Here is a 22364-nt window from a genome sequence, read left to right on the forward strand (position 1 = left end):
CTGATTTAAACCGGCACTGCCTCAATAATATATAGATGGCAACCAGTTGAAATAACATTATTCATTTTGAAGTTTGCATAGGATAAAAGCGTTGAAAATTCAGACTGAGTATGTTCGCTTGCACCTGAAAAACTTGTCATCATTATGAGATCCATCTCTTTACCGAAGTAAGGTTGATCCCCTTCAGGGATAATATTATCGATGATCAGCAATTTAGATGAAGGCTTCATAGCTTTGTGAATGGTATGCAATATTTGTTGTATTTTTTCATCACTCCAGTCATGGGTAATGTATTTAAGCAGGTAAATATCGGCTTCAGGGCATTGTTCAAAGAAAGATCCTGAACAGAGTTGCCAACGAGTGTCATCATTTAATTGTGATAGGATGTGCTTTTTTAAAACCGCTTCAGTATCAAAAAGTATACCTTTTAGTGAGGGCTCCCTTTTAAGCACAGATAATAGTAATGTCCCCGTACCCCCGCCAATATCAGCAACTGTGATATTTTCAGGGAACTTAATGCTATTGAGAACAAACTCATTTTCAACCCTTGATAGTTCAGACATGCCATTATGAAAATTGTCAGGATGATTAATATGTAATTCCCAATAATCAAAGAATGGCATACCAAATATTTCTTCAAAACTATTATTTCCATATGCATATTGATTGAGGTTATTTGCAGGTAGCCAAAACGTCTTATCCGTGAGCATTAAAATAGCTTGTCGTACTGAAAATGGATGATTGCTACATAAAAAAGTGGCTTCTGGGTTCAACGCAAAATTTACATTGCCATCTGTAGTAAAAATATTGCGCGATACTAAAGTTCGTAAGATGCGCTTCAATATCTTTGCATCTGTATTTGTTTCTAGTGCTAATTCTTCAGCGGTTTTTGCTTTATCAACTAAACAATCCGCAAGTTTGAGTTCAGCTGCGGCGCGTAGAGCACCTTGGTAGGTAAAGCCAATTGCTTGCTCAAGGACATAGTGTGCACTTTTCAGACTCTGTTGTTTAACTGTGCTTTTTTGTTCCATATAACCCTTTAAATATAATTTAAATTTATGTTTTGTGGGTTTTAATTATGTGGTTAATTTGGGGTATATAAATAATTATATGTATTAATTTGTTATTTATTTTTTGGTTAATTAAAAATATCAAATTTTTTTTAATGTTAATTTGATGCAGTAACAGCTCAAAATGAGTGCATTTCTCTTCTTGTATAAAATTAGCGACAAACGCTATATCGCACTGTCGCCAATAGGCGACATTTAATTTATTGAAAAATAAAGTAAAAATAAATGAGGTAAAGAGGTGTCTTTAAATAGAGACAAATTTCTCGTGAGGGGGAAACAAAAAGTGTTATAGATAGGGCGTTATTTTGATGTTGAAAATATAAATCTTTAAATAACAATGAATTAAAAAATAACTTGGAAAGTTGGCATGATGTGTGCATAATAATACTCAGTTGCTCATTCAACATTATTATGTCGGTCCACAACTAGGGTGGGAACATACCACATAAAGCAAGAATGATGCCAAAGTAAGGTGCCTACCGTCCAATAGCACAGATACTCGCCTTCGGGCCTTATCAAACACAGGGCGACACGTTGAGTGAGGCACCACCTATATGACTATGGATAAATAGCCATATATACTCGTCATACTTCAAGTTGCAGAGGTTGTTGACTGCGCTCAGCTAGCCGAGTTACATAGTTTATCTATGCTCCCCGTCTATCTTCGTTTGTCGCCTACCTGCATCTCGAATTATTTAGAGTATAATGAAGTATCAATACCATCGCTGGCGGAATAGAGTTCAACACTTTATTCCGCCTTCCTATTTTTACTCCTTTCTATTCCTCTGATTATCTTAATCATTTTTAGTAAGTTGGCATGTGGCTTGCTGTAACCTATTGATCTTCATTTTTCGAATACACTTTTCATACATAGGCGACAGCGCTTTGTGTTGAAGTATGGTGATGACAGAGAGCCTGAATTATTTAGAAGTACAGATAAGAAATAAGCGTCGTAATCGTGCTCACGTAATACGTCGAGTTCTGCTACCATTGGTGTAACGTTAACAGGTGTGAGATGAATGCATTGAGTAAATGGCGTCTTTTTCCGCGCTCCTTGCGCCAATTAGTTGTTATGGCATTTTGGTTAGTGCTATTACCACTATTGGTTTTGGCCTATCAGGCTTATCAAAGTCTGGAGCAATTGAGCAACCAAGCGGCTCAAATTAATAAAACAACCCTTTTAGATACACGACGTAGTGAGGCGATGGGGGGGCTGGCTTTAGAAATGGAAAGAAGCTATCGTCAGTATTGTGTTTTAAAAGATGAATCATTGCATACACTTTACTTAAAACAATTTTCTGATTATCAGCAAATGTTCGAACGGCAAAAAACCATTTTGCCAAAAGAAACAGATTCATCCTCACTTGCCAAGGCACTCAATGAATTAAAAACGGTAAACTGTGATAATAACGAGTTGCCAAAAGAGGTTACAAATGCATTTAGCCAATTTTCAGAGCAAAATAATTTCTTGATCCAAGAAACGCGCAATGTCATTTTTAGCCGAGGTGATCAGCTACAAAAAGCGATTGCGAATAAAGGTCAACTATTTGGTTGGCAGAGCTTAATTCTGTTTTTGCTTAGCGTATTCTTAGTTGCGTTATTTACCCGTATGATCATTGGCCCTGTAAAAGGTATTGAGCGCATGATTAACCGCTTAGGGACTGGCAGGACATTAGCCAGTAACTTAGAGCGTTTCAAAGGACCTCGTGAGCTTCGTTCTCTTGCTCAACGTATTATTTGGCTAAGTGAGAGGCTAGCTTGGCTAGAATCTCAACGACATGAATTTTTACGTCATATTTCCCATGAATTAAAAACACCACTTGCAAGTATGCGTGAAGGCACAGAACTGCTTGCGGATGAAGTCGCTGGGCCATTAACTGAATCACAAAAAGAAGTGGTAGAAATTTTAGATCATAGCAGTAAGCATCTTCAGCAACTTATTGAACAGCTTCTCGATTATAATCGTAAACTGGCAGATAGCCCGCCAGAAGCACAGCATGTTGATTTGCAAAAATTGATTGAAGATATTGTGTTAGCGCACAACCTTCCCGCAAGAGCAAAGAATATTCAAACAGAGATTCGTTTACGTATTGACCACTGCCTTGCCGAACCCACACTTCTTGGGCGGGTTATTGATAATATCTACTCCAATGCGGTGCACTATGGCAGTGAATCAGGTAATATTTGGATCACAAGCCGTAGAATAGATAATAAGCTTGTTATTGAAGTTGCTAATACAGGTACGCCGATCCCTGAATCAGAACAGAGTATGATCTTTGAACCTTTCTACCAAGGATCACTCGTGAGAAAAGGGGCTGTCAAAGGCAGCGGATTAGGGCTCAGTATTGCACAAGATTGTATTAAACAAATGGGTGGGGAGCTTTCACTCGTTTCCAGTAAGTTAGCAGATGTCTGCTTTAGAATTGAACTGCCTTTAACTGCAGAGAATGAATAATAATGGCAAATCGGTCTACAGAGGTTTTATTCGCATCTAGTTTGGCGATGCGAGCGAAGCAATATATAGGGTTAACCAAAAGAACGACAGCATTGATCCGAAAACAAAAAGCGGTACATATTGGTACATTATTGTTGTCCCTCATTTTAACGGGATGTGCGGCAAAAAGTGGCCAATCGCCTTTAGAAACATTGGCTCAAGTTGTTGTGCCTGAAGTGAAAGTAACAGATTATCGTTACGCGGCTTGTGATGGCATTTGGGATAACAATCAACCCAATGCACGTGAGAATGCGCTATTTTGGCTGCGTATGATGGATTGTGCGGATCGCCTTGATCCCGCTATCGCACGAAAAGAGGCATCACAAGTCTCAGTTGATAATTGGTCACAAGCCTTCCAACAAAGCATTCTAATGGGCGCGGCAGAGCCTACGATCGCTGAGCGCCGTAAAATGGTTGATAGTATGAATACTTTCAGCCTTAATTTTCCAACAGCAATTCGTCCATTGCTACAGCTATGGCGTGAACAACAAGTTCAGATAATTAACCTTGCAGAAGCAAACTCACGTTTTAAACGGTTACAGCAAGATACTGATAATAAGCTTGACCGCATGAAAGAAGAGAATGCTAAGTTGGTTTTTGAATTGAATACGACATCACGCAAATTAGAAAACCTGACGGATATTGAAAGACAGCTTTCATCTCGTAAGCAAAGCAGCAATGAAACTGAAAAAGAAGTTGAAGCTGTTGAGAAGACGCAAGAAAAAGCAGTGCCTAAAGATGAAAAGCCAGTCGCTGAAAGTCGTGAACCAGCAACTAATAATCAAACGGAGGGTGCGCATCCATGACCAGCCGTAAATCAGCAAATCTATTATTAGTGGATGATGACCCGAGTCTACTGAAGTTACTTGGAATGCGTTTAAGCAGCGAAGGTTTTAAAGTGACAACGGCTGAAAGTGGGCCTGAAGCCTTAAAAATACTGCAAAAAGAAAAAACCGATTTGGTGATTAGTGATCTCAGAATGGACGAAATGGACGGTATGGCGCTGTTTGATGAAGTTCAGAAACAGCATCCTAATTTGCCTGTTATTATTTTAACCGCCCATGGCTCCATCCCTGATGCTGTTGCCGCCACTCAGCGGGGGGTTTTTAGCTTTTTAACTAAACCTGTTGATAAAGATGCGCTATATAAGGCTATTGATGAGGCTCTTGCTCTCTCTTCCACGCCGATTAGTGATGAGGAGTGGAGCGAAGGTATTGTCACACGTAGTCCATTGATGATTAGGCTGCTAGAACAAGCACATATGGTGGCACAGTCTGATGTTAGCGTACTGATTAATGGGCAAAGTGGTACGGGTAAAGAGGTGTTAGCGCAGGCTATCCATAAGGCCAGCCCACGAGCACGTAAACCTTTTATCGCGATCAACTGTGGTGCATTACCTGAGCAACTCTTGGAATCAGAACTATTTGGTCACGCTAAAGGTGCATTTACAGGCGCAGTGAGTAGCCGAGAAGGTTTATTCTTTGCGGCGAATGGTGGCACACTATTTCTTGATGAAATCGGTGATATGCCAATGCCTCTACAGGTTAAGCTGTTGCGAGTACTACAAGAGCGTAAGGTTCGACCTCTCGGTAGTAACCGTGACCTCGATATCGATGTACGTATTATTTCAGCGACACACCGTAACTTACCGAAGGCGATGGAGAAAAACGAATTCCGTGAAGACCTCTATTACCGTCTTAATGTAGTCAATTTACGCATTCCTGCACTGAATGAGAGAGCTGAAGATATTCCGATATTAGCTAATCATTTACTGCGTGAATCTGCATCACGACATAAACCATTTGTACGCAGTTTTTCAACAGAGGCAATGAAATGCCTGATGTCAGCAAGTTGGCCGGGTAACGTACGCCAATTAGTTAACGTGATTGAACAATGTGTTGCATTGACGACTACGCCTGTGATCAGTGAAACTCTCGTTAGCCAAGCTTTGCAGGGTGAAAATACCGCATTACCAACATTTGTTGAGGCACGTAGCCAGTTTGAGCTCAATTATCTACGTAAGTTGCTGCAAATGACCAAAGGTAACGTGACGCAAGCGGCACGTATGGCGGGGCGAAATAGAACCGAATTTTATAAATTATTAGCACGCCATGATTTAGAAGCTAATGATTTTAAAGAATAATAACTATTGTATTAAGTCGCTCAGTCGTTAATGTTCTGGTTATAAATAAATTAAAGTATTAATACACCTGCTCGGGAGAAGAAAGACCTTATGAGCCGTAAGCTTAATATTTCACTAGCTCAATTAAATTGGTTAGTTGGTGATATTGAAGGCAACTGCGAACGTATGTTGCAAGTTGTTGAACAACAAAAAAATATTGCTGACATTGTGATGTTCTCAGAGCTATCACTGACAGGGTATCCGCCAGAGGATCTATTGTTTCGCCCTGACTTAACGCAGCGTTGTTTAGTGCAATTAGAGCGCTTACAGAAGGCAAGCAGTGAAACCGCCATTGTTGTTGGTCACCCATGGTCTGAAGGTGGCAAAATGTACAATACGTTGTCTTTTTTCTACCAAGGTGAATTACTCACGCGTTACTTCAAACAAGAACTGCCAAATTACGGTGTTTTTGATGAATTACGCTATTTTAGTGCTGGCGATAAAACCTGTGTTGTTGATTTTAAAGGTTATCGTATTGGTTTATTGATTTGTGAAGATATCTGGTTTGATGCGCCTGTTGATGCGGTGAAACAGGCTGGTGCTGAAATTTTACTCACCATCAATGCCTCACCTTATGATCGAAATAAAGAGCATATTCGTAGTGAATTGTTAGTGGCTCACTGTCAGCGCACACAATTGCCAATTATCTATTTGAACCAAGTTGGTGGGCAAGATGAACTGATTTTTGATGGGGGTTCTAAAGTATTCGCCAGTAATGGTGAAATGACCCATCAGTTATTAGATTTCAATGAACAGGTGGTGAATTGCCAGTTTAATGATTTAGACATTATACCAATGGATAACCCCGCTCCAGCACTTTCACTAGTTGCACAGGTTTATCAAGGTTTGGTGATGGCAACTCGTGATTATATCAATAAAAATGGCTTTAATGGCGCAATTTTAGGCCTATCGGGAGGGATAGACTCAGGTCTAACCGTTGCGATAGCCGTTGATGCGATAGGTAAAGAGCGCGTACAAGCTGTTATGATGCCATTCCGCTATACCTCAGAAATGAGTATTCATGATGCCAAAGAGCAGGCTGAGTTACTTGGTGTTGAATTTGATATTGTTTCGATTGAACCAATGTTTGATGCCTTTATGGCACAGTTACAACCGATGTTTGAAGGTACACAAGTCGATACCACAGAAGAGAATTTACAGGCGCGTTGCCGTGCTGTTATCCTAATGGCGATGTCAAATAAACGCCGCCGTTTAGTATTAACCACCAGTAATAAGAGTGAATCTGCCGTTGGCTATTCCACTTTATATGGCGATATGGCCGGTGGTTTTGATGTTTTAAAAGATGTGCCAAAAACATTGGTGTTTGAATTAGCCAAATATCGTAATACTGTCTCGCCCGCTATCCCGCAGCGTGTGATTGATAGGCCGCCTTCAGCAGAATTAGCACCAGGGCAGCTCGATCAAGACAGCTTACCACCCTATGATATTTTGGACGCACTGTTAGAAGCATACGTAGAAAAAGATTACTCAGTTGCTCAACTCATTGAACAAGGCTTCGATGAAGCAATCGTTCATCGCGTTGTGCGTCTTGTCGATATTAACGAATATAAACGCCGTCAAGCGCCAGTTGGACCACGTATTACGGTGCGTAATTTCGGAAAAGATCGTCGTTATCCGATCACATCGGGTTTTGGCCGTAAAAACTGGTCATAGCAGGAATTATTTATGAAAAAAATTGATGCAATTATCAAACCATTCAAACTTGATGACGTTCGAGAAGCGCTGGCGGAAGTCGGGATTACGGGTATGACCGTAACCGAAGTCAAAGGTTTTGGTCGCCAAAAAGGTCACACAGAACTCTATCGTGGTGCAGAGTATATGGTCGACTTCCTACCAAAAGTCAAAATTGAAATTGTCGTGCCTGATGATATCGTTGAAAGCTGTGTTGAAACTATTATGCAAACAGCACAAACCGGCAAAATCGGCGATGGGAAGATCTTTGTGTATGATGTCGCCCGTGTGATTAGAATTAGGACAGGTGAGCAGGACGAGGAAGCCATCTAATCCTCGTCATACTTCGCACTACAGCGTTGTTGGCTACGCTCACTCGCCCTAGTCACATACTAATGTATGCTCCTAGGGTCTCTTTCACATGCCGCCTAGCTGTAGCACGAATTATTTAGAGGATTTACCGCGTTATACATCGCGATATAGCGTTGTTGGCTACGCTCATTCGCCCTAGTCACATACTGATGTATGCTCCTAGGGTCTCTTTCACTTGCCGCCTAGCTGTAGCACGAATTATTTAGAGGATCTTTTTCGTCAAATTTGACGGAGTAGCGTTAGCCAATTCTTTATTTAAAACAAGCTATTTACTATTTCTCAGAAGGGAAAAAGCGGTAATGGTGTAAACACAAGAATGGGATTGATTAAAACTATGTTTACATGCAAAACCATTACCGCAAAATTGCCTATTAATTCAATGGCAGGGCTTTATGAGGGCCAAAGCATTCATAATGAATGTTATCTGCTGAAACACCCATATCAATCAATTGCTTACCAATATATTGCATAAAACCCACTGGCCCACAGAAATAGAATTGCATATTTGGGATCATTAACCATTCTTTTACTGCTGATAAATCCATCAATCCACTGAATTGATAATCAAAGCCTTGCTTATCTTCAGGGCGAGGATGGTTAAACCATATCGCAGACTGGCTATTTTTATGATGGGATAAATGCTTATTCACTTCCTGATGGAATGCGTGTACCGCACCATTTTCTGCTGCATGTAGCCAATTAATTTGTGCGTCATGGCCTTCGTGAGTTAATTGATTAAGCATGCTTAACATCGGCGTTAAGCCAACACCTGCTGAAATCAGGGTAACAGGAGTTTGATTATCAACATCAATGAAAAAATCACCACAAGGTGGGGCTAGATGAACAATATCTCCTTCATTGAGTTCATGGTGAATATAATTAGAGACAACTCCATTTTGTTCGCGTTTAACCGCGATACGATAACTTTGACCATTAGGAGCGGTGGTGAGTGAGTATTGACGGATCTCTTGGTTAGCTAAGCTATCATCATTGATGTAAATGGTAATATATTGGCCTGGACGATAGTCTGCAACAGGTTGTCCATCGACAGGAACAAACTCAAAACTGGTGATCACATCGCTCTGTGTTTGTTTTACTGCAATACGAAATTCACGCAGTCCTTCCCATCCACCTTTTTTCTCCGCATTTTGGCGATAAATATCTGCTTCGCGATGAATAAAAATATCAGCTAGCACGCCATACGCTTTGCCCCAAGCATCCAAGACTTCCTGACCCAGATCCAGTAACTCATCAATTGCAGCCAGCAAGTTTTCACCGACAATTGGGTAGTGTTCAGGTTTGATATTTAAACTTGCATGTTTTTGAGCAATTTTTTCAACCGCTGAAATTAGTGCTTCAGGGGTTTCAATATAGGTTGCGTATGCACAAACCGCATTAAACAACGCTTCACGTTGTGAACCATTGTTTTGATGAGTCATGTTAAAAATATCTTTGAGTTCAGGATGCTGTTTAAACATTCTGTCGTAGAAGTGTGCGGTCAGCTTAGGGCCTGTTGCCGCAATGGCAGGAATAGTAGATTTGACGATAGCGATAGTTTGTTGGTCTAGCATGGCAGACTCCCTTGAAAATTCTTCACTAGCAGATGAAATTTATAACATGTATTTTAAATGCAACTTATAACTTTTAACTCACAATGTAAATAGGTCTATTAAAAAAAGGCCTAAAAATAGAGTGTTTATTGATGTGACGATAAAAAAATAGCGTTTAATATCTTTACAATATGAATTTGTATGATTTTATTTTGATGCAACTTATGTTGATTTAGTGTCAATAAAATATATGCAAACGTTTGCGTATATTTTTTGTTTAGGGCTATCACCTCGAACAAAAAGAGTTTACACTGTGTGCTATTGCGTTAGTTTTATTACCAACTTATTGAATAGCTGAGGCAGGAGAAGCGGATGTTAAAGCGTGAAATGAATATTGCAGATTATGACCCACAACTTTGGGAAGCAATGGAGCAGGAAGTTGTACGTCAAGAAGAACATATTGAATTAATAGCTTCAGAAAACTACACCAGTCCACGAGTGATGCAAGCTCAAGGATCTCAGCTAACAAATAAATATGCAGAAGGCTATCCGGGGAAACGTTATTACGGCGGCTGTGAATATGTGGATGTTGTTGAGCAATTAGCGATTGACCGTGCAAAAGAGCTGTTTGGTGCGGATTATGCTAACGTGCAGCCACATTCAGGTTCACAAGCTAACGCTGCCGTTTATATGGCATTATTACAACCAGGTGACACGGTTTTAGGTATGAACCTTGCCCATGGTGGTCACTTAACTCACGGCTCTCCGGTTAACTTCTCAGGTAAACTGTATAACATCGTACCTTACGGTATTGATGAAAGTGGCAAAATCGACTACGACGATATCAAAGAACAAGCGTTAAAACACAAACCTAAAATGATTATCGGTGGTTTTTCTGCTTACTCAGGTGTGGTTGATTGGGCAAAAATGCGTGAAATCGCAGATAGCATCAATGCTTACTTGTTCGTTGATATGGCTCACGTTGCAGGGCTCATTGCTGCGGGTGTTTATCCGAACCCAGTTCCACATGCACATATCGTAACAACGACTACACACAAAACATTAGCGGGTCCGCGTGGTGGTTTGATCCTTGCAAAAGGTGGCGATGAAGAACTGTATAAAAAACTAAACTCAGCAGTATTTCCAGGTTCTCAAGGTGGTCCGCTAATGCATGTTATTGCAGGTAAAGCGGTTGCACTGAAAGAAGCAATGGAGCCTGAGTTTAAAGTTTATCAACAGCAAGTTGCTAAAAATGCGAAAGCAATGGTAGAAATTTTCCAGCAACGCGGTTATAAAGTGGTATCTGGTGGTACAGAGAACCACTTGTTCCTAGTTGATTTGGTTGATAAAAATATCACAGGTAAAGATGCAGATGCTGCGTTAGGCCGTGCTAATATCACTGTTAACAAAAACAGCGTTCCTAACGATCCTAAAAGCCCATTTGTTACCTCTGGTATTCGCGTTGGGACACCCGCCATCACTCGTCGTGGCTTCACTGAAGCAGACGCACGTGAATTAGCGGGCTGGATGTGTGATGTGTTAGATAATCTTAATGATGAAGCGACCATTGAGCGTATCAAGCAAAAAGTATTAAACATCTGCGCTAAGTACCCAGTTTACGCATAATTTAAGCTAGTGTTAAATTTACTTAAACCCGCTTCTGGCGGGTTTTTTGTATTGAAAAACAAGGAGGAATAATGGTAATCCCATCAACGCATTGGCTTGCGATTGACTATTTTACCTATTTTTTAGCTTACAGTATTTTCTTGCCGTTTTGGTCAATTTGGCTACAAGGGGAAGGTATTGATGCTGAAATGATCGGATTGCTATTGGGAATAGGGCTAGCTGCACGTTTTCTTGGTTCAATGTTTATCACACCGATGGTAAAAGATCCCTCAAAACTCATTACTGCGTTGCGAATACTGGCTGCACTTTCTCTGATATTTGCGATTGGGTTTGCTTTTGGATCGCATTGGGCATGGTTATTTTTTGTCATGATTGGGTTTAATTTGTTTTTTTCACCGATGGTTCCCCTTGGTGATTCATTAGCAGGGACGTGGCAAAAACAATTTCCATTTGATTATGGCAAAATTCGAGTTTGGGGTTCAATCGCATTTATTATCGGCTCTTCATTAATGGGCCATTATGCAAGCGTTTATGGCCATCAGTCCATCATGATTGGATTAATTATTAGCTGTTTGGCGTTGTTACTAGGCGCGATGCTTAAACCAATGGTTATGCCTGCGGGGGTATTTAAAACGGTAGGTGAGTCTAAAATTACCTTCAAACAGCTTATTGCAGATAAAAATATTATTCGATTTCTCGTTTGTGTCACCTTATTGCAGGGCGCACATGCTGCGTACTATGGCTTTGCTTCATTATTTTGGAAAGAAGCGGGGTATTCAGATTCAGTCATTGGTAATTTGTGGTCACTTGGGGTGGTGGCTGAAGTGGTGGTCTTTATGTTAAGTCATAAGCTATTCCGTCGTTGGAGTGCTCGCAACTTGCTATTGTTGTCCGCTGTATGTGGCATTATTCGGTGGAGCTTAATGGGGGCTTTTACTTCACTTCCTGTGCTGATCGTGGTGCAAATATTGCATAGTGGTACGTTTACAGTTTGTCATCTCGCTGCGATGCGGTTTATTAGTTCACGTAAAGAAAACGAAATTATTCCGTTACAAGCTGTCTATTCCGCATTAGCAATGGGAGGCGGTCTAGCAATAATGACGATTGTGGCGGGCGCAATTTATAAACGTGTCCCTGATCAACATGGTGTTGTTTTTTATTTAATGGCATTGTTGGCAATACCTGCATTATTTATTCGACCAAAAGTTACTGCACAGTCATAAGCTGGTGTTTTGCGATTACCAGTGCATTTATGGCTCTATCAATAAAAAAGGCGCTGAAGGATTTCCAGCGCCTTTCAAGATGTATTGTTAGTTTAGCGTTTTAGCGCTTCAGATAGCTCTTCGCGCATCACGGATAGAATATCTTTAACAATTCGTGGGCTACCCGCAACGATATTACCTGAAGCCAGATAGTTATGGTTACCAACAAAGTCAGTCATAATACCGCCAGCTTCGCGCATGATCAGCTCACCACCTAAGAAATCCCATGGCTTTAAGCCAATTTCATAGTAAGCGTCAACACGGCCAGCAGCGACATAACATAAATCCAGAGCAGCAGAGCCTGTGCGGCGGAAATCTGCACAACTTTCAAACATTTTGCTCATGATATTCATAAAGACAACTGAATGTTGTTTTTGTTTGAATGGGAAGCCTGTTGCAACGATCGCGCCATCTAGTTCACGAGCGTCGGCGCCACGTAGACGGTAACCATTTAATTGTGAACCTTGACCGCGAACTGCGCTGAATAGCTCATTGCGCATTGGGTCGTAAACGACAGCAACTTCTGTGCGTCCCTTAATGCGGACAGCAATAGATACAGCAAAGTGAGGGAAACGTTTTGTGAAGTTGGTAGTGCCATCCAGTGGATCGATTACCCATTGAATTTCATCTTCTTTACCTAATAATTCACCACTTTCTTCTGTGATGATAGTGTGATCTGGGTAAGACTTACGGATGACTTCGATAATCAAATGCTCTGATTCACGGTCAACGTTAGTCACAAAGTCGTTAGTGCCTTTTTGAGTGATTTGAACATTATCAGGCGTTTCATAGCTTTTAGCTATATGATTACCGGCCTTACGTGCAGCACGTATGGCGATGTTAAGCATCGGATGCATGGGCTTTTTCCACTGGAATGTTAAAGAACGAAAAACTTTGAGTGGGCGGATTATATAGATGTTCATCACAATAAGCAATTTTGTGTTAGACTCTTGCGATTATTTTTTATCAAAACGACTAAATCATGCTAGATAACATCCGCATCATCCTTGTTGAAACCTCACACACAGGGAATATGGGCTCTACTGCTCGTGCCATGAAAACCATGGGACTTTCCAATCTTTACTTGGTCAAACCACAAGTACAACCTGACTCACACGCAATCGCACTTTCTGCTGGAGCAAGTGATGTCATCGGTAATGCAACAATTGTTGAGACACTCGATGAGGCATTAGAAGGTTGTAAGTTGGTGATTGGTACCAGTGCTCGTTCTCGTACGCTTTCTTGGCCGATGGTTGCCCCACGTGAATGTGGTGAAAAATCGATCGCGCAAGCACAAACCGCACCGGTTGCTATCATTTTTGGCCGCGAAAGAATAGGGCTAACCAACGAAGAACTACAAAAGTGTCAGTATCATTTATATATCCCAACGAATCCTGAATATGGCTCGCTCAATTTAGCGATGGCTGTACAGCTGGTGAGCTATGAAATTCGTATGGCGTACCTAGCGATGGATGAAAAAAATACGCTTAATTCGTCAGTGGATGAGGTAGAATACCCGCCTTCAGAAGATGTTGAACGTTTCTATGTGCATCTTGAAAGTGTATTGAATGAATCTGGCTTTATCCGTAAAGCTCATCCAGGCATGATTATGAATAAGTTAAGGCGCTTATTTACACGTGCACATATTGAAACTCAAGAGCTACATATATTACGTGGCATTTTAACGTCGATGGAAAAATGGGCAAAAAAGTGAGTGCTACACTCTAAATGATCCGAGGTGCAACTAGGGGCATAGAATATTATGTAACTAGTGGAAGTCAGGGTATTCAACAGCGCTTCACCTTGAAGTATAACGTGTAAAACTCCGTGGATAATACCTGAGTGTTTTAGTCAGGTAAATAGTTGACTAAATTAGTCAGGAATGTCACAATTAGGCTATATTTTACCATGGAGTATATGTTATGAGACTCACTTCCAAAGGGCGTTACGCAGTAACCGCGATGCTTGATGTCGCGTTACACTCTCAGTCAGGTCCAGTACCTCTTGCTGATATTTCTGAGCGTCAGGGAATTTCCCTCTCTTATCTTGAGCAGCTTTTCTCGCGTTTACGTAAAAACGATCTTGTGGCGAGTGTTCGCGGTCCAGGTGGTGGTTACCTATTAGGGCGTGATGCTGACCAGATTTTCGTTGCTCAAGTGATTGCGGCGGTTGATGAATCTGTTGATGCAACGCGTTGTCAAGGTAATAAAGAAGGTTGCCAAAATGGTGATCGTTGCCTAACACATGCTCTGTGGCGTGACTTAAGTGACAGGATCACTAGCTTCCTAAGCAGTATTAGCCTTGATGAACTGGTTAAAAATCAGGAAGTTATGGATGTTGCTGATCGACAAGATAACGAAAAACGTCGAGCTACATTAGGTGGTTTATCACCTGAAACTATTATCAATGTTCGTGCTTAATATAAAATAATTCTATAAATAGCAGTGGATGCAGTAGGCCATCAAATGAGGGTTACATGCGTCATTGGAAAATGAAGACAATTTTGTCTTTTGGAGTAAGTGAGCAATGAAATTACCGATTTATCTTGATTATTCAGCAACGACACCGGTTGATCCTCGTGTTGCTGAAAAAATGATGCAATGTCTAACTATGGACGGCAATTTTGGTAACCCCGCTTCGCGTTCCCACCGTTTTGGTTGGCAAGCAGAAGAAGCCGTTGATATTGCACGTAATCAAATCGCTGAGCTAGTGAATGCTGATCCACGTGAAATTGTATTTACTTCAGGTGCGACCGAGTCAGATAACTTAGCTATTAAAGGTGCAGCGAACTTCTATCAGAAGAAGGGTAAGCATGTTGTCACGTGTAAAACTGAGCATAAAGCAGTTTTAGATACTTGTCGCCAATTAGAACGTGAAGGTTTTGAGGTTACTTATCTCTCCCCGCAACGTAATGGTTTGATTGATCTGAAAGAACTCGAAGCGGCTTTACGTGATGATACTATCCTTGTCTCTATCATGCATGTGAATAATGAAATTGGTGTCGTACAAGATATCGCCGCTATTGGTGAAATGTGCCGCAGCCGTAACATTATTTTTCATGTTGATGCGACACAAAGCGTCGGTAAATTGCCTATCGACTTATCTGCTCTGAAAGTTGATTTGATGTCATTCTCCGCCCATAAACTGTATGGTCCTATGGGTATTGGTGCATTATATGTGCGCCGCAAACCTCGTATTCGTATTGAAGCACAGCAACATGGTGGTGGTCATGAGCGCGGTATGCGTTCCGGTACATTACCTGTTCACCAAATCGTTGGTATGGGTGAAGCTTATCGTATCGCCAAAGAAGAGATGAGTGATGAATCCGCGCGTCTGCGTAAACTGCGCCTGCGTTTATGGAATGGTATTAAAGATATCGAAGAAGTTTACCTAAATGGTGACTTAGAAAATGGTGCGCCACACATTCTGAACGTCAGCTTCAACTATGTTGAAGGTGAATCATTAATGATGTCTCTTAAAGATTTGGCTGTATCCTCGGGGTCTGCGTGTACATCCGCAAGCCTTGAACCTTCTTATGTTCTGCGTGCTTTAGGAATGAATGATGAGCTAGCACACAGCTCAATTCGTTTCTCCTTTGGTCGCTTTACAACCGAAGAAGAAATTGACTATGCAATCAAACAGATTCATGGCGCAATTGGTCACTTACGTGAACTGTCTCCATTGTGGGAAATGTTCAAAGACGGCGTAGATCTTAACAGCATCGAATGGTCTCACCATTAATCAGACAGCTTCAGGAGTTTAAAAATGGCATATAGCGAAAAAGTCATCGATCATTATGAAAATCCACGCAACGTGGGTTCATTCGATAATAACGACCCAAGTGTTGGCAGCGGTATGGTTGGTGCGCCAGCGTGTGGTGACGTAATGAAATTGCAAATCAAAGTGAGTGATGAAGGCATTATTGAAGATGCTCGCTTTAAAACTTATGGTTGTGGTTCTGCGATTGCATCCAGTTCACTGGTGACTGAGTGGATGAAAGGCAAAAGCTTAGATGAAGCAGAATCAATTAAAAACACAGCTATCGCAGAAGAATTAGAATTGCCACCAGTGAAAATTCACTGCTCAATTCTGGCTGAAGATGCAATTAAAGCTGCCATCGCGGATTATAAAAGCAAACGCCAAGGCAAATAAGGCTTTTAACACAGGTCAACGAGCCGCATCAGGACTAATAAATAAATAAAACCTATGCGGCTACATTATAGGCCAGTATATACTCTAAATAATGATATTTTAGGGTGGGTACTAAGCGTAAAATAGTATCTGCCTTGTTTGTTTCTATAGTGAGGTTTGCAATGTCTATTTCTCTTACAGAAAGCGCTGCGCAACGTATTCAAGCTTTTCTAGCTAGCAGAGGTAAAGGCGAAGGTTTACGCCTTGGTGTTAGAACTTCTGGCTGCTCAGGTATGGCTTATATTCTCGAATTCGCTGATATGATCAATGAAGAAGATACCGTTTTTGAAGATAAAGGCGTGAAAGTCATCGTTGATGGTAAAAGCATCGTCTATTTAGATGGTACTGAACTGGATTTTGTCAAAGAAGGTTTGAACGAAGGTTTTAAATTTAATAACCCCAATGTCAGCAGTGAATGCGGTTGTGGGGAAAGCTTTCACGTATAATACTTTCTATATGCTCTGAGTGATTTATAACATGACGAGTATAGACAACATTTTGACCAATGTACTCTTCGTGACACTTTATAACAAGTCGTTTTCATGGATTTGCATTGGTATTTCAGTTCGAGAAACTAAATACTTATGGATTATTTTACTCTTTTTGGATTTACACCTAGCTATACGATAGACAGCGAGCAACTAGTTCAACGTTTTCAATCGTTACAGCGTCAATATCATCCAGATCGTTATGCAACCTGTACCGAACAGGAAAAAATGCAAGCCCTCCAACAAGCAGCAACAATCAACGCAGCTTATCAAGCTCTTCGTCATCCATTGAAACGTGCAGAATACATGTTGTTGTTACAAGGTATTGATATTAATAATGAACAGCATACGATGCATGACACCGCTTTTTTGATGGAACAACTTGAGCTACGTGAAGAACTCGATAATATCGAAAATAACTCTCATGCTGCTGATTTGCTTGTGGATTTTATAAAAAATGTACAACAAATGCAAAAGACACGTTCGGCTATGATGGTGACACAGCTTGATGATAAGCAATGGGAGCAGGCCGCAGACACTGTGCGTAAATTACGTTTTCTTGACCGATTACAGCAGCAAGCTGAGCAGCTCGAAGAGCGATTACTGGACGATTTTTAAGAGAAATAATTATGGCTTTACTTCAAATCAGTGAACCAGGTATGACTGCTGCTCCGCATCAACGTAAGCTTGCTGCTGGAATAGATCTGGGTACCACCCATTCTTTAATTGCTACTGTACGCAGTGGCGAAGCTGCGGTATTGCCTGATCATGAAGGCCGTTATTTACTGCCATCAGTGGTGAATTATCAAGCCGATAACAAACAGGTAGGCTGGGAAGCTAAACAACGTGCAGAGCTTGATCCTGTGAATACGATTATTTCAGTGAAACGCCTACTGGGACGCTCATTGGTCGACATTCAAAAACGCTATCCTGATTTACCGTATCAGCTCACTGCGAGTGAAAATGGTTTACCATTTATGCAAACGGTCTGCGGGCAAGTTGATCCTATTCAAGTTTCTTCTGACATATTAAAAGCGCTTGCTAAAAGAGCTGAAGAGACGTTAGGTGGTGAAATGGATGGTGTTGTGATCACTGTTCCTGCTTATTTTGATGATGCCCAACGTCAAGGTACCAAAGATGCAGCTCGCTTGGCTGGATTACATGTATTGCGCTTGTTAAACGAACCAACTGCGGCAGCTATTGCTTATGGCCTTGACTCAGGGCAAGAAGGAGTGATCGCCGTTTACGACCTTGGTGGTGGAACCTTTGATGTCTCTATCTTACGTTTAAGCCGTGGTGTATTTGAAGTGCTTGCAACGGGTGGCGATACTGCATTAGGTGGTGATGATTTTGACCAAGTATTGGCGGAATGGATCGCTGAACAAGCGGGCATTGTTAGCCAAGGGGATCACCGTTTAAACCGTCAACTACTCAATGCGGCAACTGAAGCGAAAATTGCGCTGAGTGATACAGATAGCGTACAAATATCGTTGCCACAATGGCAGGGCGAAATTCATCGTGCACAGTTTGAGCAACTAATAGAAAAACATGTAAAGCGTACACTCATGGCATGCAGACGTGCGTTGAAAGATGCTCAAGTAGACGCCGAAGAGGTACTCAATGTTGTGATGGTTGGGGGTTCGACTCGTGTTCCATTAGTTAGAGATAAAGTGGGTGAATTTTTTGGTAAGTTACCTTTAACCTCAATTGATCCTGATAAAGTGGTTGCGATTGGCGCAGCAATTCAGGCTGATATTTTAGTAGGTAATAAACCAGATAGTGACATGCTACTACTGGATGTTATTCCGCTATCTTTAGGTCTTGAAACTATGGGGGGATTAGTGGAAAAAGTGATCCCACGCAATACCACGATCCCTGTAGCCCGAGCACAAGAATTCACCACATTCAAAGATGGCCAAACAGCAATGACGGTGCATGTGGTACAAGGTGAGCGTGAAATGGTTTCTGATTGCCGTTCACTTGCGCGCTTCGCCCTTCGTGACATTCCTGCTATGCCAGCGGGTGGTGCACATATACGAGTTACCTTTCAAGTTGATGCAGATGGTCTACTGAGTGTGAGTGCAATGGAAAAATCAACAGGTGTTGTCGCCTCTATTCAGGTAAAACCTTCATACGGTTTAACTGACACTGAAATTTCCAACATGATTAAAGACTCGATGTCTAATGCGCAAGATGATTTTAATGCGCGCCGTTTGGCAGAACAAAAAGTTGAAGCTGCCAGAGTACTTGAAAGCCTGACTAGTGCATTAGAGCAAGATGCTAATTTATTGACTACCGACGAAGAGTCAGCGATTGATAATGCAGTCAATGTATTAATTGAAGCGGTAGAAGGTACAGACCCTACCACAATTGAAAATGCCATTAAACAACTGGATAAGCAAACACAGGGGTTTGCGGCTCGCCGAATGGATGCTTCTATTCGTCAGGCGCTGTCAGGCCATTCTGTGGATGAGATATAATTATGCCTAAAATAGTTTTTTTACCTCATACTGAATTATGTCCGGAAGGTGCGGTTGTTGATGCACTAGACGGTGAGTCAATTTTAGATGCTGCATTACGTATTGGTATTGAACTTGAACATGCATGTGAAAAATCATGTGCTTGTACAACTTGCCATTGTATTGTTCGCGAGGGATTTGATTCACTGGAAGAAAGTAGTGAATTAGAAGATGACATGTTGGATAAAGCATGGGGATTAGAGCCAGAAAGCCGTTTGAGCTGCCAAGCGAGAGTTTCAGATGAAGATTTAGTGGTCGAAATTCCTAAATACACGATTAACCATGCTCGTGAGCATTAATTCAACAGCACGGAGAAGCGAATATGAGCCTAAAATGGTCAAATAGCCGAGAAATTGGCGAAGCACTGTATGATGCCTATCCTGATGTGGATCCAAAAACAGTTCGCTTTACAGACATGCATCAATGGATATGTGATTTAGACGATTTTGATGATGATCCTCAAAAATCGAACGAAAAGATCTTGGAAGCGATTTTATTAGTTTGGCTGGATGAATTCGAATAACTATTCCATTAAGTGAGTAAACCGGGCTTTTAGTCCGGTTTTTCCATTTAATCAGCACTATATTGATATCTGTTTGACCGCGAATCGGTTAAGTTACTTATATCAGCGGGTAAGAATTGATAAAGTTACTCGCCACAATAGCTAAAGTGAGAGAAACGATGACAAAACAAATTATGCCAGTAATGATTTCATTTGAAGCAGCAGCACCGTGTTGGGGTGAGGGCGCTTTAATCAGCTCTGGTGATAAAGGGATCACTATCCACTTAAAACATCCGGGTAAGCTATGTGCGGTGCAAAGTGCGGGACGCAAATTAGATAGCCAAGGTATTCGCAACGTATCCCTTATTGGTGACGGTTGGGATCTGGAAAAAAGTTGGGCATTTTGGCAAGGTTTTAGGGCGCCAAAAGGGGCGAGAACGATTGAATGGCCAGTACTCGCCGATGCGGAGCGTAAAGAATTAGAAAACCGTATCCGTACCATTGATTGGGTACGTGATGTGATCAATGCGCCAGCGGAAGAATTGGGCCCTGAGCAGTTAGCACAACGTGCCATTGATTTGTTATGTCATGTGGGTGCAGAAAATATTAGCTATCGCATTATAAAAGGTGATGATTTAGTTGAACAAGGTTATGCGGGGATCCACACAGTTGGCCGTGGTTCAAATCGCCCACCAGCGTTGTTAGCACTAGATTACAACCCAACGGGGAATGCGAATGCGCCTGTATTTGCCTGCCTAGTAGGAAAAGGGATTACTTTCGATTCAGGGGGATACAGTATTAAACCTTCTTCCTCAATGAATTCAATGAAAGCAGATATGGGCGGAGCAGCAACATTAGTGGGTTCGTTGGCATTAGCGATTAAACGTGGATTGAAAAAACGCGTTAAATTGTTCCTTTGCTTAGCAGATAATATGGTAAGCAGTAATGCGTTTAAATTAGGCGATATTATTCGTTATCGTAACGGTAAATCTGTTGAAGTGATGAATACTGATGCAGAAGGTCGTTTAGTTCTTGCTGATGGTTTAATTGATGCATGTAAAGAAAAGCCATCCTTAATTATTGATGCAGCAACATTGACTGGGGCGGCAAAAACTGCGGTAGGTAATGATTACCATTCAGTTCTTAGCTTTGATGATAAATTTGTTGCGGAATTAATGGATTCCTCAGAATTGGAACATGAATTATTCTGGCGTTTACCATTAGCTGAGTTTCACCGTCAGCAATTGCCATCGGGTTTTGCTGATCTAAATAATATTGCTGCGCCATCTCATACCGCAGGTGCGAGTACCGCAGCGGCATTTTTATCTCATTTTGTTGAAAACTATCGCCAAAACTGGATCCATATCGATTGTTCTGCAACTTATCGTAAATCACCGGTGAGCCTGTGGGCTGAAGGGGCTACAGGGATTGGTGTTAGAACTATTGCGAACTTGTTAGTTAAAAAAGCAGGCTAAGCAGTATTAAAATCAATAAACAGGCATGAAAAAGGCGACTTTTTGTGCCTGTTTTTTTATTATAGTTGTTATCATTTTTATATTTCCTATAGGGCATCGATATGTCGCAGCAATCTGAAAATAATCATTTATCGAACGCTGACAATGAGATCGAATTTATTGAATTAACTATTCCCCAAGGCTCATCATTAAAGCTAAGTGCGCTAGAAAATGAACCAGCAGCATTGACTGAAGCATTAATAGCGTGTTTTAAACAACATAAAGTTGTACGTCGTGCTTTTATTGTGTCCGCTCAAGAAGAGAACCATGATAGTGGTGAAGCTATTTTAATGGTCGCGTTAGAGTTTGTTCCGGGGACTGAAAATATTGATGAAATTATTCATCAGGCTGGCACCTTAGCTTGTGATTATCTAGAAGATAATGAATCTATTGATTTCTGCTTAGTCAATGAAGCAGAAAAAGGGATTAGCCATTTTATCACTGAGCATATTGAGCCTTTTTACCAACGTAAATTAGGCAGTTGGTTACGTGATACCATCCCAGTTAAAAATACCAAATAAATACAGTGATGGGTTCGGTAAGAACCCATTGTCCCACCATCATTTGTGATCCTCTATAAACGCCAAATTTAATTTTTTCGGAGAAACTTTAGCGCTAAGTTAACTAGGCGATTAATGACTCTTTTATACTCCTAATGATACGCTTTTCGGGCAATGACAAGCAGTGGGGCACATCGTCTATACCCGTCATACTTCAAGTTACAGCGATGTCGATTACGTTCACTTATCGCCTAGCTGCAACTTGAATTATTTAGGGTATTTATCTATGGAAAATAGCGTTAGCAATAAATATTGCTGTATTACGAGATTAGCAGTCATTTGAAACACGATTACCCTTCTACAGTGATAACCTAAAGCAGCCACAAACAATATGCATTGTTG

The 22364-nt window shown here is 41.1% G+C and carries 21 protein-coding genes; 18 read left to right on the plus strand and 3 right to left on the minus strand.

Annotation, left to right across the window (positions count from 1 at the left end):
• Positions 1 to 5 precede the first annotated feature (5 nt).
• Positions 6 to 1031 carry a methyltransferase gene (locus JI723_RS07255; RefSeq protein ID WP_337979887.1) on the minus strand — a complete coding sequence of 342 codons (1026 nt, stop codon included), beginning with the start codon at positions 1029 to 1031 and terminating at the stop codon, positions 6 to 8.
• A gap of 1054 nt (positions 1032 to 2085) precedes the next feature.
• Between JI723_RS07255 and JI723_RS07260 the strand changes: the two genes are divergently transcribed.
• The 5 genes from JI723_RS07260 to glnB all read left to right on the plus strand — a co-directional run bounded on the left by JI723_RS07260 (position 2086) and on the right by glnB (position 7771).
• A complete protein-coding gene (locus tag JI723_RS07260; RefSeq protein WP_140186434.1) occupies positions 2086 to 3525 on the plus strand; it encodes a sensor histidine kinase in 1440 nt (479 codons plus the stop codon).
• Positions 3526 to 3527: 2 nt separating this feature from the next.
• Positions 3528 to 4370, plus strand: a complete 843-nt coding sequence (gene qseG, locus JI723_RS07265; protein WP_081336057.1) for a two-component system QseEF-associated lipoprotein QseG — start codon at positions 3528 to 3530, stop codon at positions 4368 to 4370.
• Entirely contained in the window at positions 4367 to 5707 is a 1341-nt protein-coding gene (gene glrR, locus JI723_RS07270) for a two-component system response regulator GlrR (protein WP_140186432.1), read from the plus strand. Before qseG ends, glrR begins: the two co-directional genes overlap by 4 nt.
• Positions 5708 to 5797: 90 nt before the next feature.
• Positions 5798 to 7420 (plus strand): NAD+ synthase, encoded by a 1623-nt coding sequence (locus JI723_RS07275; RefSeq protein ID WP_337979888.1) that lies wholly within the window; start codon positions 5798 to 5800, stop codon positions 7418 to 7420.
• A 12-nt stretch (positions 7421 to 7432) separates the two neighbouring features.
• Positions 7433 to 7771 (plus strand): nitrogen regulatory protein P-II, encoded by a 339-nt coding sequence (gene glnB / locus JI723_RS07280; protein WP_004921424.1) that lies wholly within the window; start codon positions 7433 to 7435, stop codon positions 7769 to 7771.
• 410 nt (positions 7772 to 8181) lie between these two features.
• Here the strand turns inward: glnB and hmpA are convergent, their stop codons facing one another.
• Complete coding sequence (gene hmpA, locus JI723_RS07285; RefSeq protein WP_337979889.1) at positions 8182 to 9381, minus strand: NO-inducible flavohemoprotein; 1200 nt, start codon at positions 9379 to 9381, stop codon at positions 8182 to 8184.
• A gap of 351 nt (positions 9382 to 9732) precedes the next feature.
• Here hmpA and glyA point away from each other — a divergent pair, with 351 nt between their 5' ends.
• The gene (glyA, locus tag JI723_RS07290) at positions 9733 to 10986 is read left to right on the plus strand and encodes a serine hydroxymethyltransferase (protein ID WP_140186428.1); all 1254 of its coding nucleotides are present in this window, start codon (positions 9733 to 9735) and stop codon (positions 10984 to 10986) included.
• 71 nt (positions 10987 to 11057) lie between these two features.
• The gene (locus tag JI723_RS07295) at positions 11058 to 12209 is read left to right on the plus strand and encodes a 3-phenylpropionate MFS transporter (RefSeq protein WP_337979890.1); all 1152 of its coding nucleotides are present in this window, start codon (positions 11058 to 11060) and stop codon (positions 12207 to 12209) included.
• A 92-nt stretch (positions 12210 to 12301) separates the two neighbouring features.
• On the opposite strand, the gene suhB is transcribed toward JI723_RS07295, so the two are convergent.
• Entirely contained in the window at positions 12302 to 13105 is an 804-nt protein-coding gene (gene suhB, locus JI723_RS07300) for an inositol-1-monophosphatase (protein WP_070930050.1), read from the minus strand.
• A 125-nt stretch (positions 13106 to 13230) separates the two neighbouring features.
• Here suhB and trmJ point away from each other — a divergent pair, with 125 nt between their 5' ends.
• The 11 genes from trmJ to JI723_RS07355 all read left to right on the plus strand — a co-directional run bounded on the left by trmJ (position 13231) and on the right by JI723_RS07355 (position 21983).
• Positions 13231 to 13962 (plus strand): tRNA (cytosine(32)/uridine(32)-2'-O)-methyltransferase TrmJ, encoded by a 732-nt coding sequence (gene trmJ / locus JI723_RS07305; RefSeq protein WP_070930051.1) that lies wholly within the window; start codon positions 13231 to 13233, stop codon positions 13960 to 13962.
• 208 nt (positions 13963 to 14170) lie between these two features.
• Positions 14171 to 14668 carry a Fe-S cluster assembly transcriptional regulator IscR gene (gene iscR, locus JI723_RS07310; RefSeq protein WP_070930052.1) on the plus strand — a complete coding sequence of 166 codons (498 nt, stop codon included), beginning with the start codon at positions 14171 to 14173 and terminating at the stop codon, positions 14666 to 14668.
• Positions 14669 to 14774: 106 nt separating this feature from the next.
• Entirely contained in the window at positions 14775 to 15989 is a 1215-nt protein-coding gene (locus JI723_RS07315; protein WP_337979891.1) for an IscS subfamily cysteine desulfurase, read from the plus strand.
• Positions 15990 to 16013: 24 nt separating this feature from the next.
• Positions 16014 to 16400 carry a Fe-S cluster assembly scaffold IscU gene (gene iscU, locus JI723_RS07320; RefSeq protein WP_070930054.1) on the plus strand — a complete coding sequence of 129 codons (387 nt, stop codon included), beginning with the start codon at positions 16014 to 16016 and terminating at the stop codon, positions 16398 to 16400.
• A 161-nt stretch (positions 16401 to 16561) separates the two neighbouring features.
• A complete protein-coding gene (gene iscA, locus JI723_RS07325; protein ID WP_140180323.1) occupies positions 16562 to 16885 on the plus strand; it encodes an iron-sulfur cluster assembly protein IscA in 324 nt (107 codons plus the stop codon).
• 138 nt (positions 16886 to 17023) lie between these two features.
• Positions 17024 to 17545 carry a co-chaperone HscB gene (hscB, locus tag JI723_RS07330; RefSeq protein WP_272581196.1) on the plus strand — a complete coding sequence of 174 codons (522 nt, stop codon included), beginning with the start codon at positions 17024 to 17026 and terminating at the stop codon, positions 17543 to 17545.
• An 11-nt stretch (positions 17546 to 17556) separates the two neighbouring features.
• Positions 17557 to 19407, plus strand: coding sequence for a Fe-S protein assembly chaperone HscA (gene hscA / locus JI723_RS07335; RefSeq protein ID WP_272581195.1), 1851 nt, complete (start codon positions 17557 to 17559; stop codon positions 19405 to 19407).
• Positions 19408 to 19409: 2 nt separating this feature from the next.
• Complete coding sequence (fdx, locus tag JI723_RS07340; RefSeq protein ID WP_070930058.1) at positions 19410 to 19745, plus strand: ISC system 2Fe-2S type ferredoxin; 336 nt, start codon at positions 19410 to 19412, stop codon at positions 19743 to 19745.
• Between the two features lie 23 nt (positions 19746 to 19768).
• The gene (gene iscX / locus JI723_RS07345) at positions 19769 to 19969 is read left to right on the plus strand and encodes a Fe-S cluster assembly protein IscX (RefSeq protein ID WP_070930059.1); all 201 of its coding nucleotides are present in this window, start codon (positions 19769 to 19771) and stop codon (positions 19967 to 19969) included.
• A gap of 158 nt (positions 19970 to 20127) precedes the next feature.
• Entirely contained in the window at positions 20128 to 21423 is a 1296-nt protein-coding gene (pepB, locus tag JI723_RS07350; protein ID WP_070930060.1) for an aminopeptidase PepB, read from the plus strand.
• 101 nt (positions 21424 to 21524) lie between these two features.
• Complete coding sequence (locus JI723_RS07355; protein ID WP_337979892.1) at positions 21525 to 21983, plus strand: enhanced serine sensitivity protein SseB C-terminal domain-containing protein; 459 nt, start codon at positions 21525 to 21527, stop codon at positions 21981 to 21983.
• Positions 21984 to 22364: the final 381 nt, after the last annotated feature.

This window comes from Providencia manganoxydans, assembly GCF_016618195.1.
In the GTDB taxonomy this organism is placed as follows: Bacteria; Pseudomonadota; Gammaproteobacteria; order Enterobacterales; family Enterobacteriaceae; genus Providencia; species Providencia manganoxydans.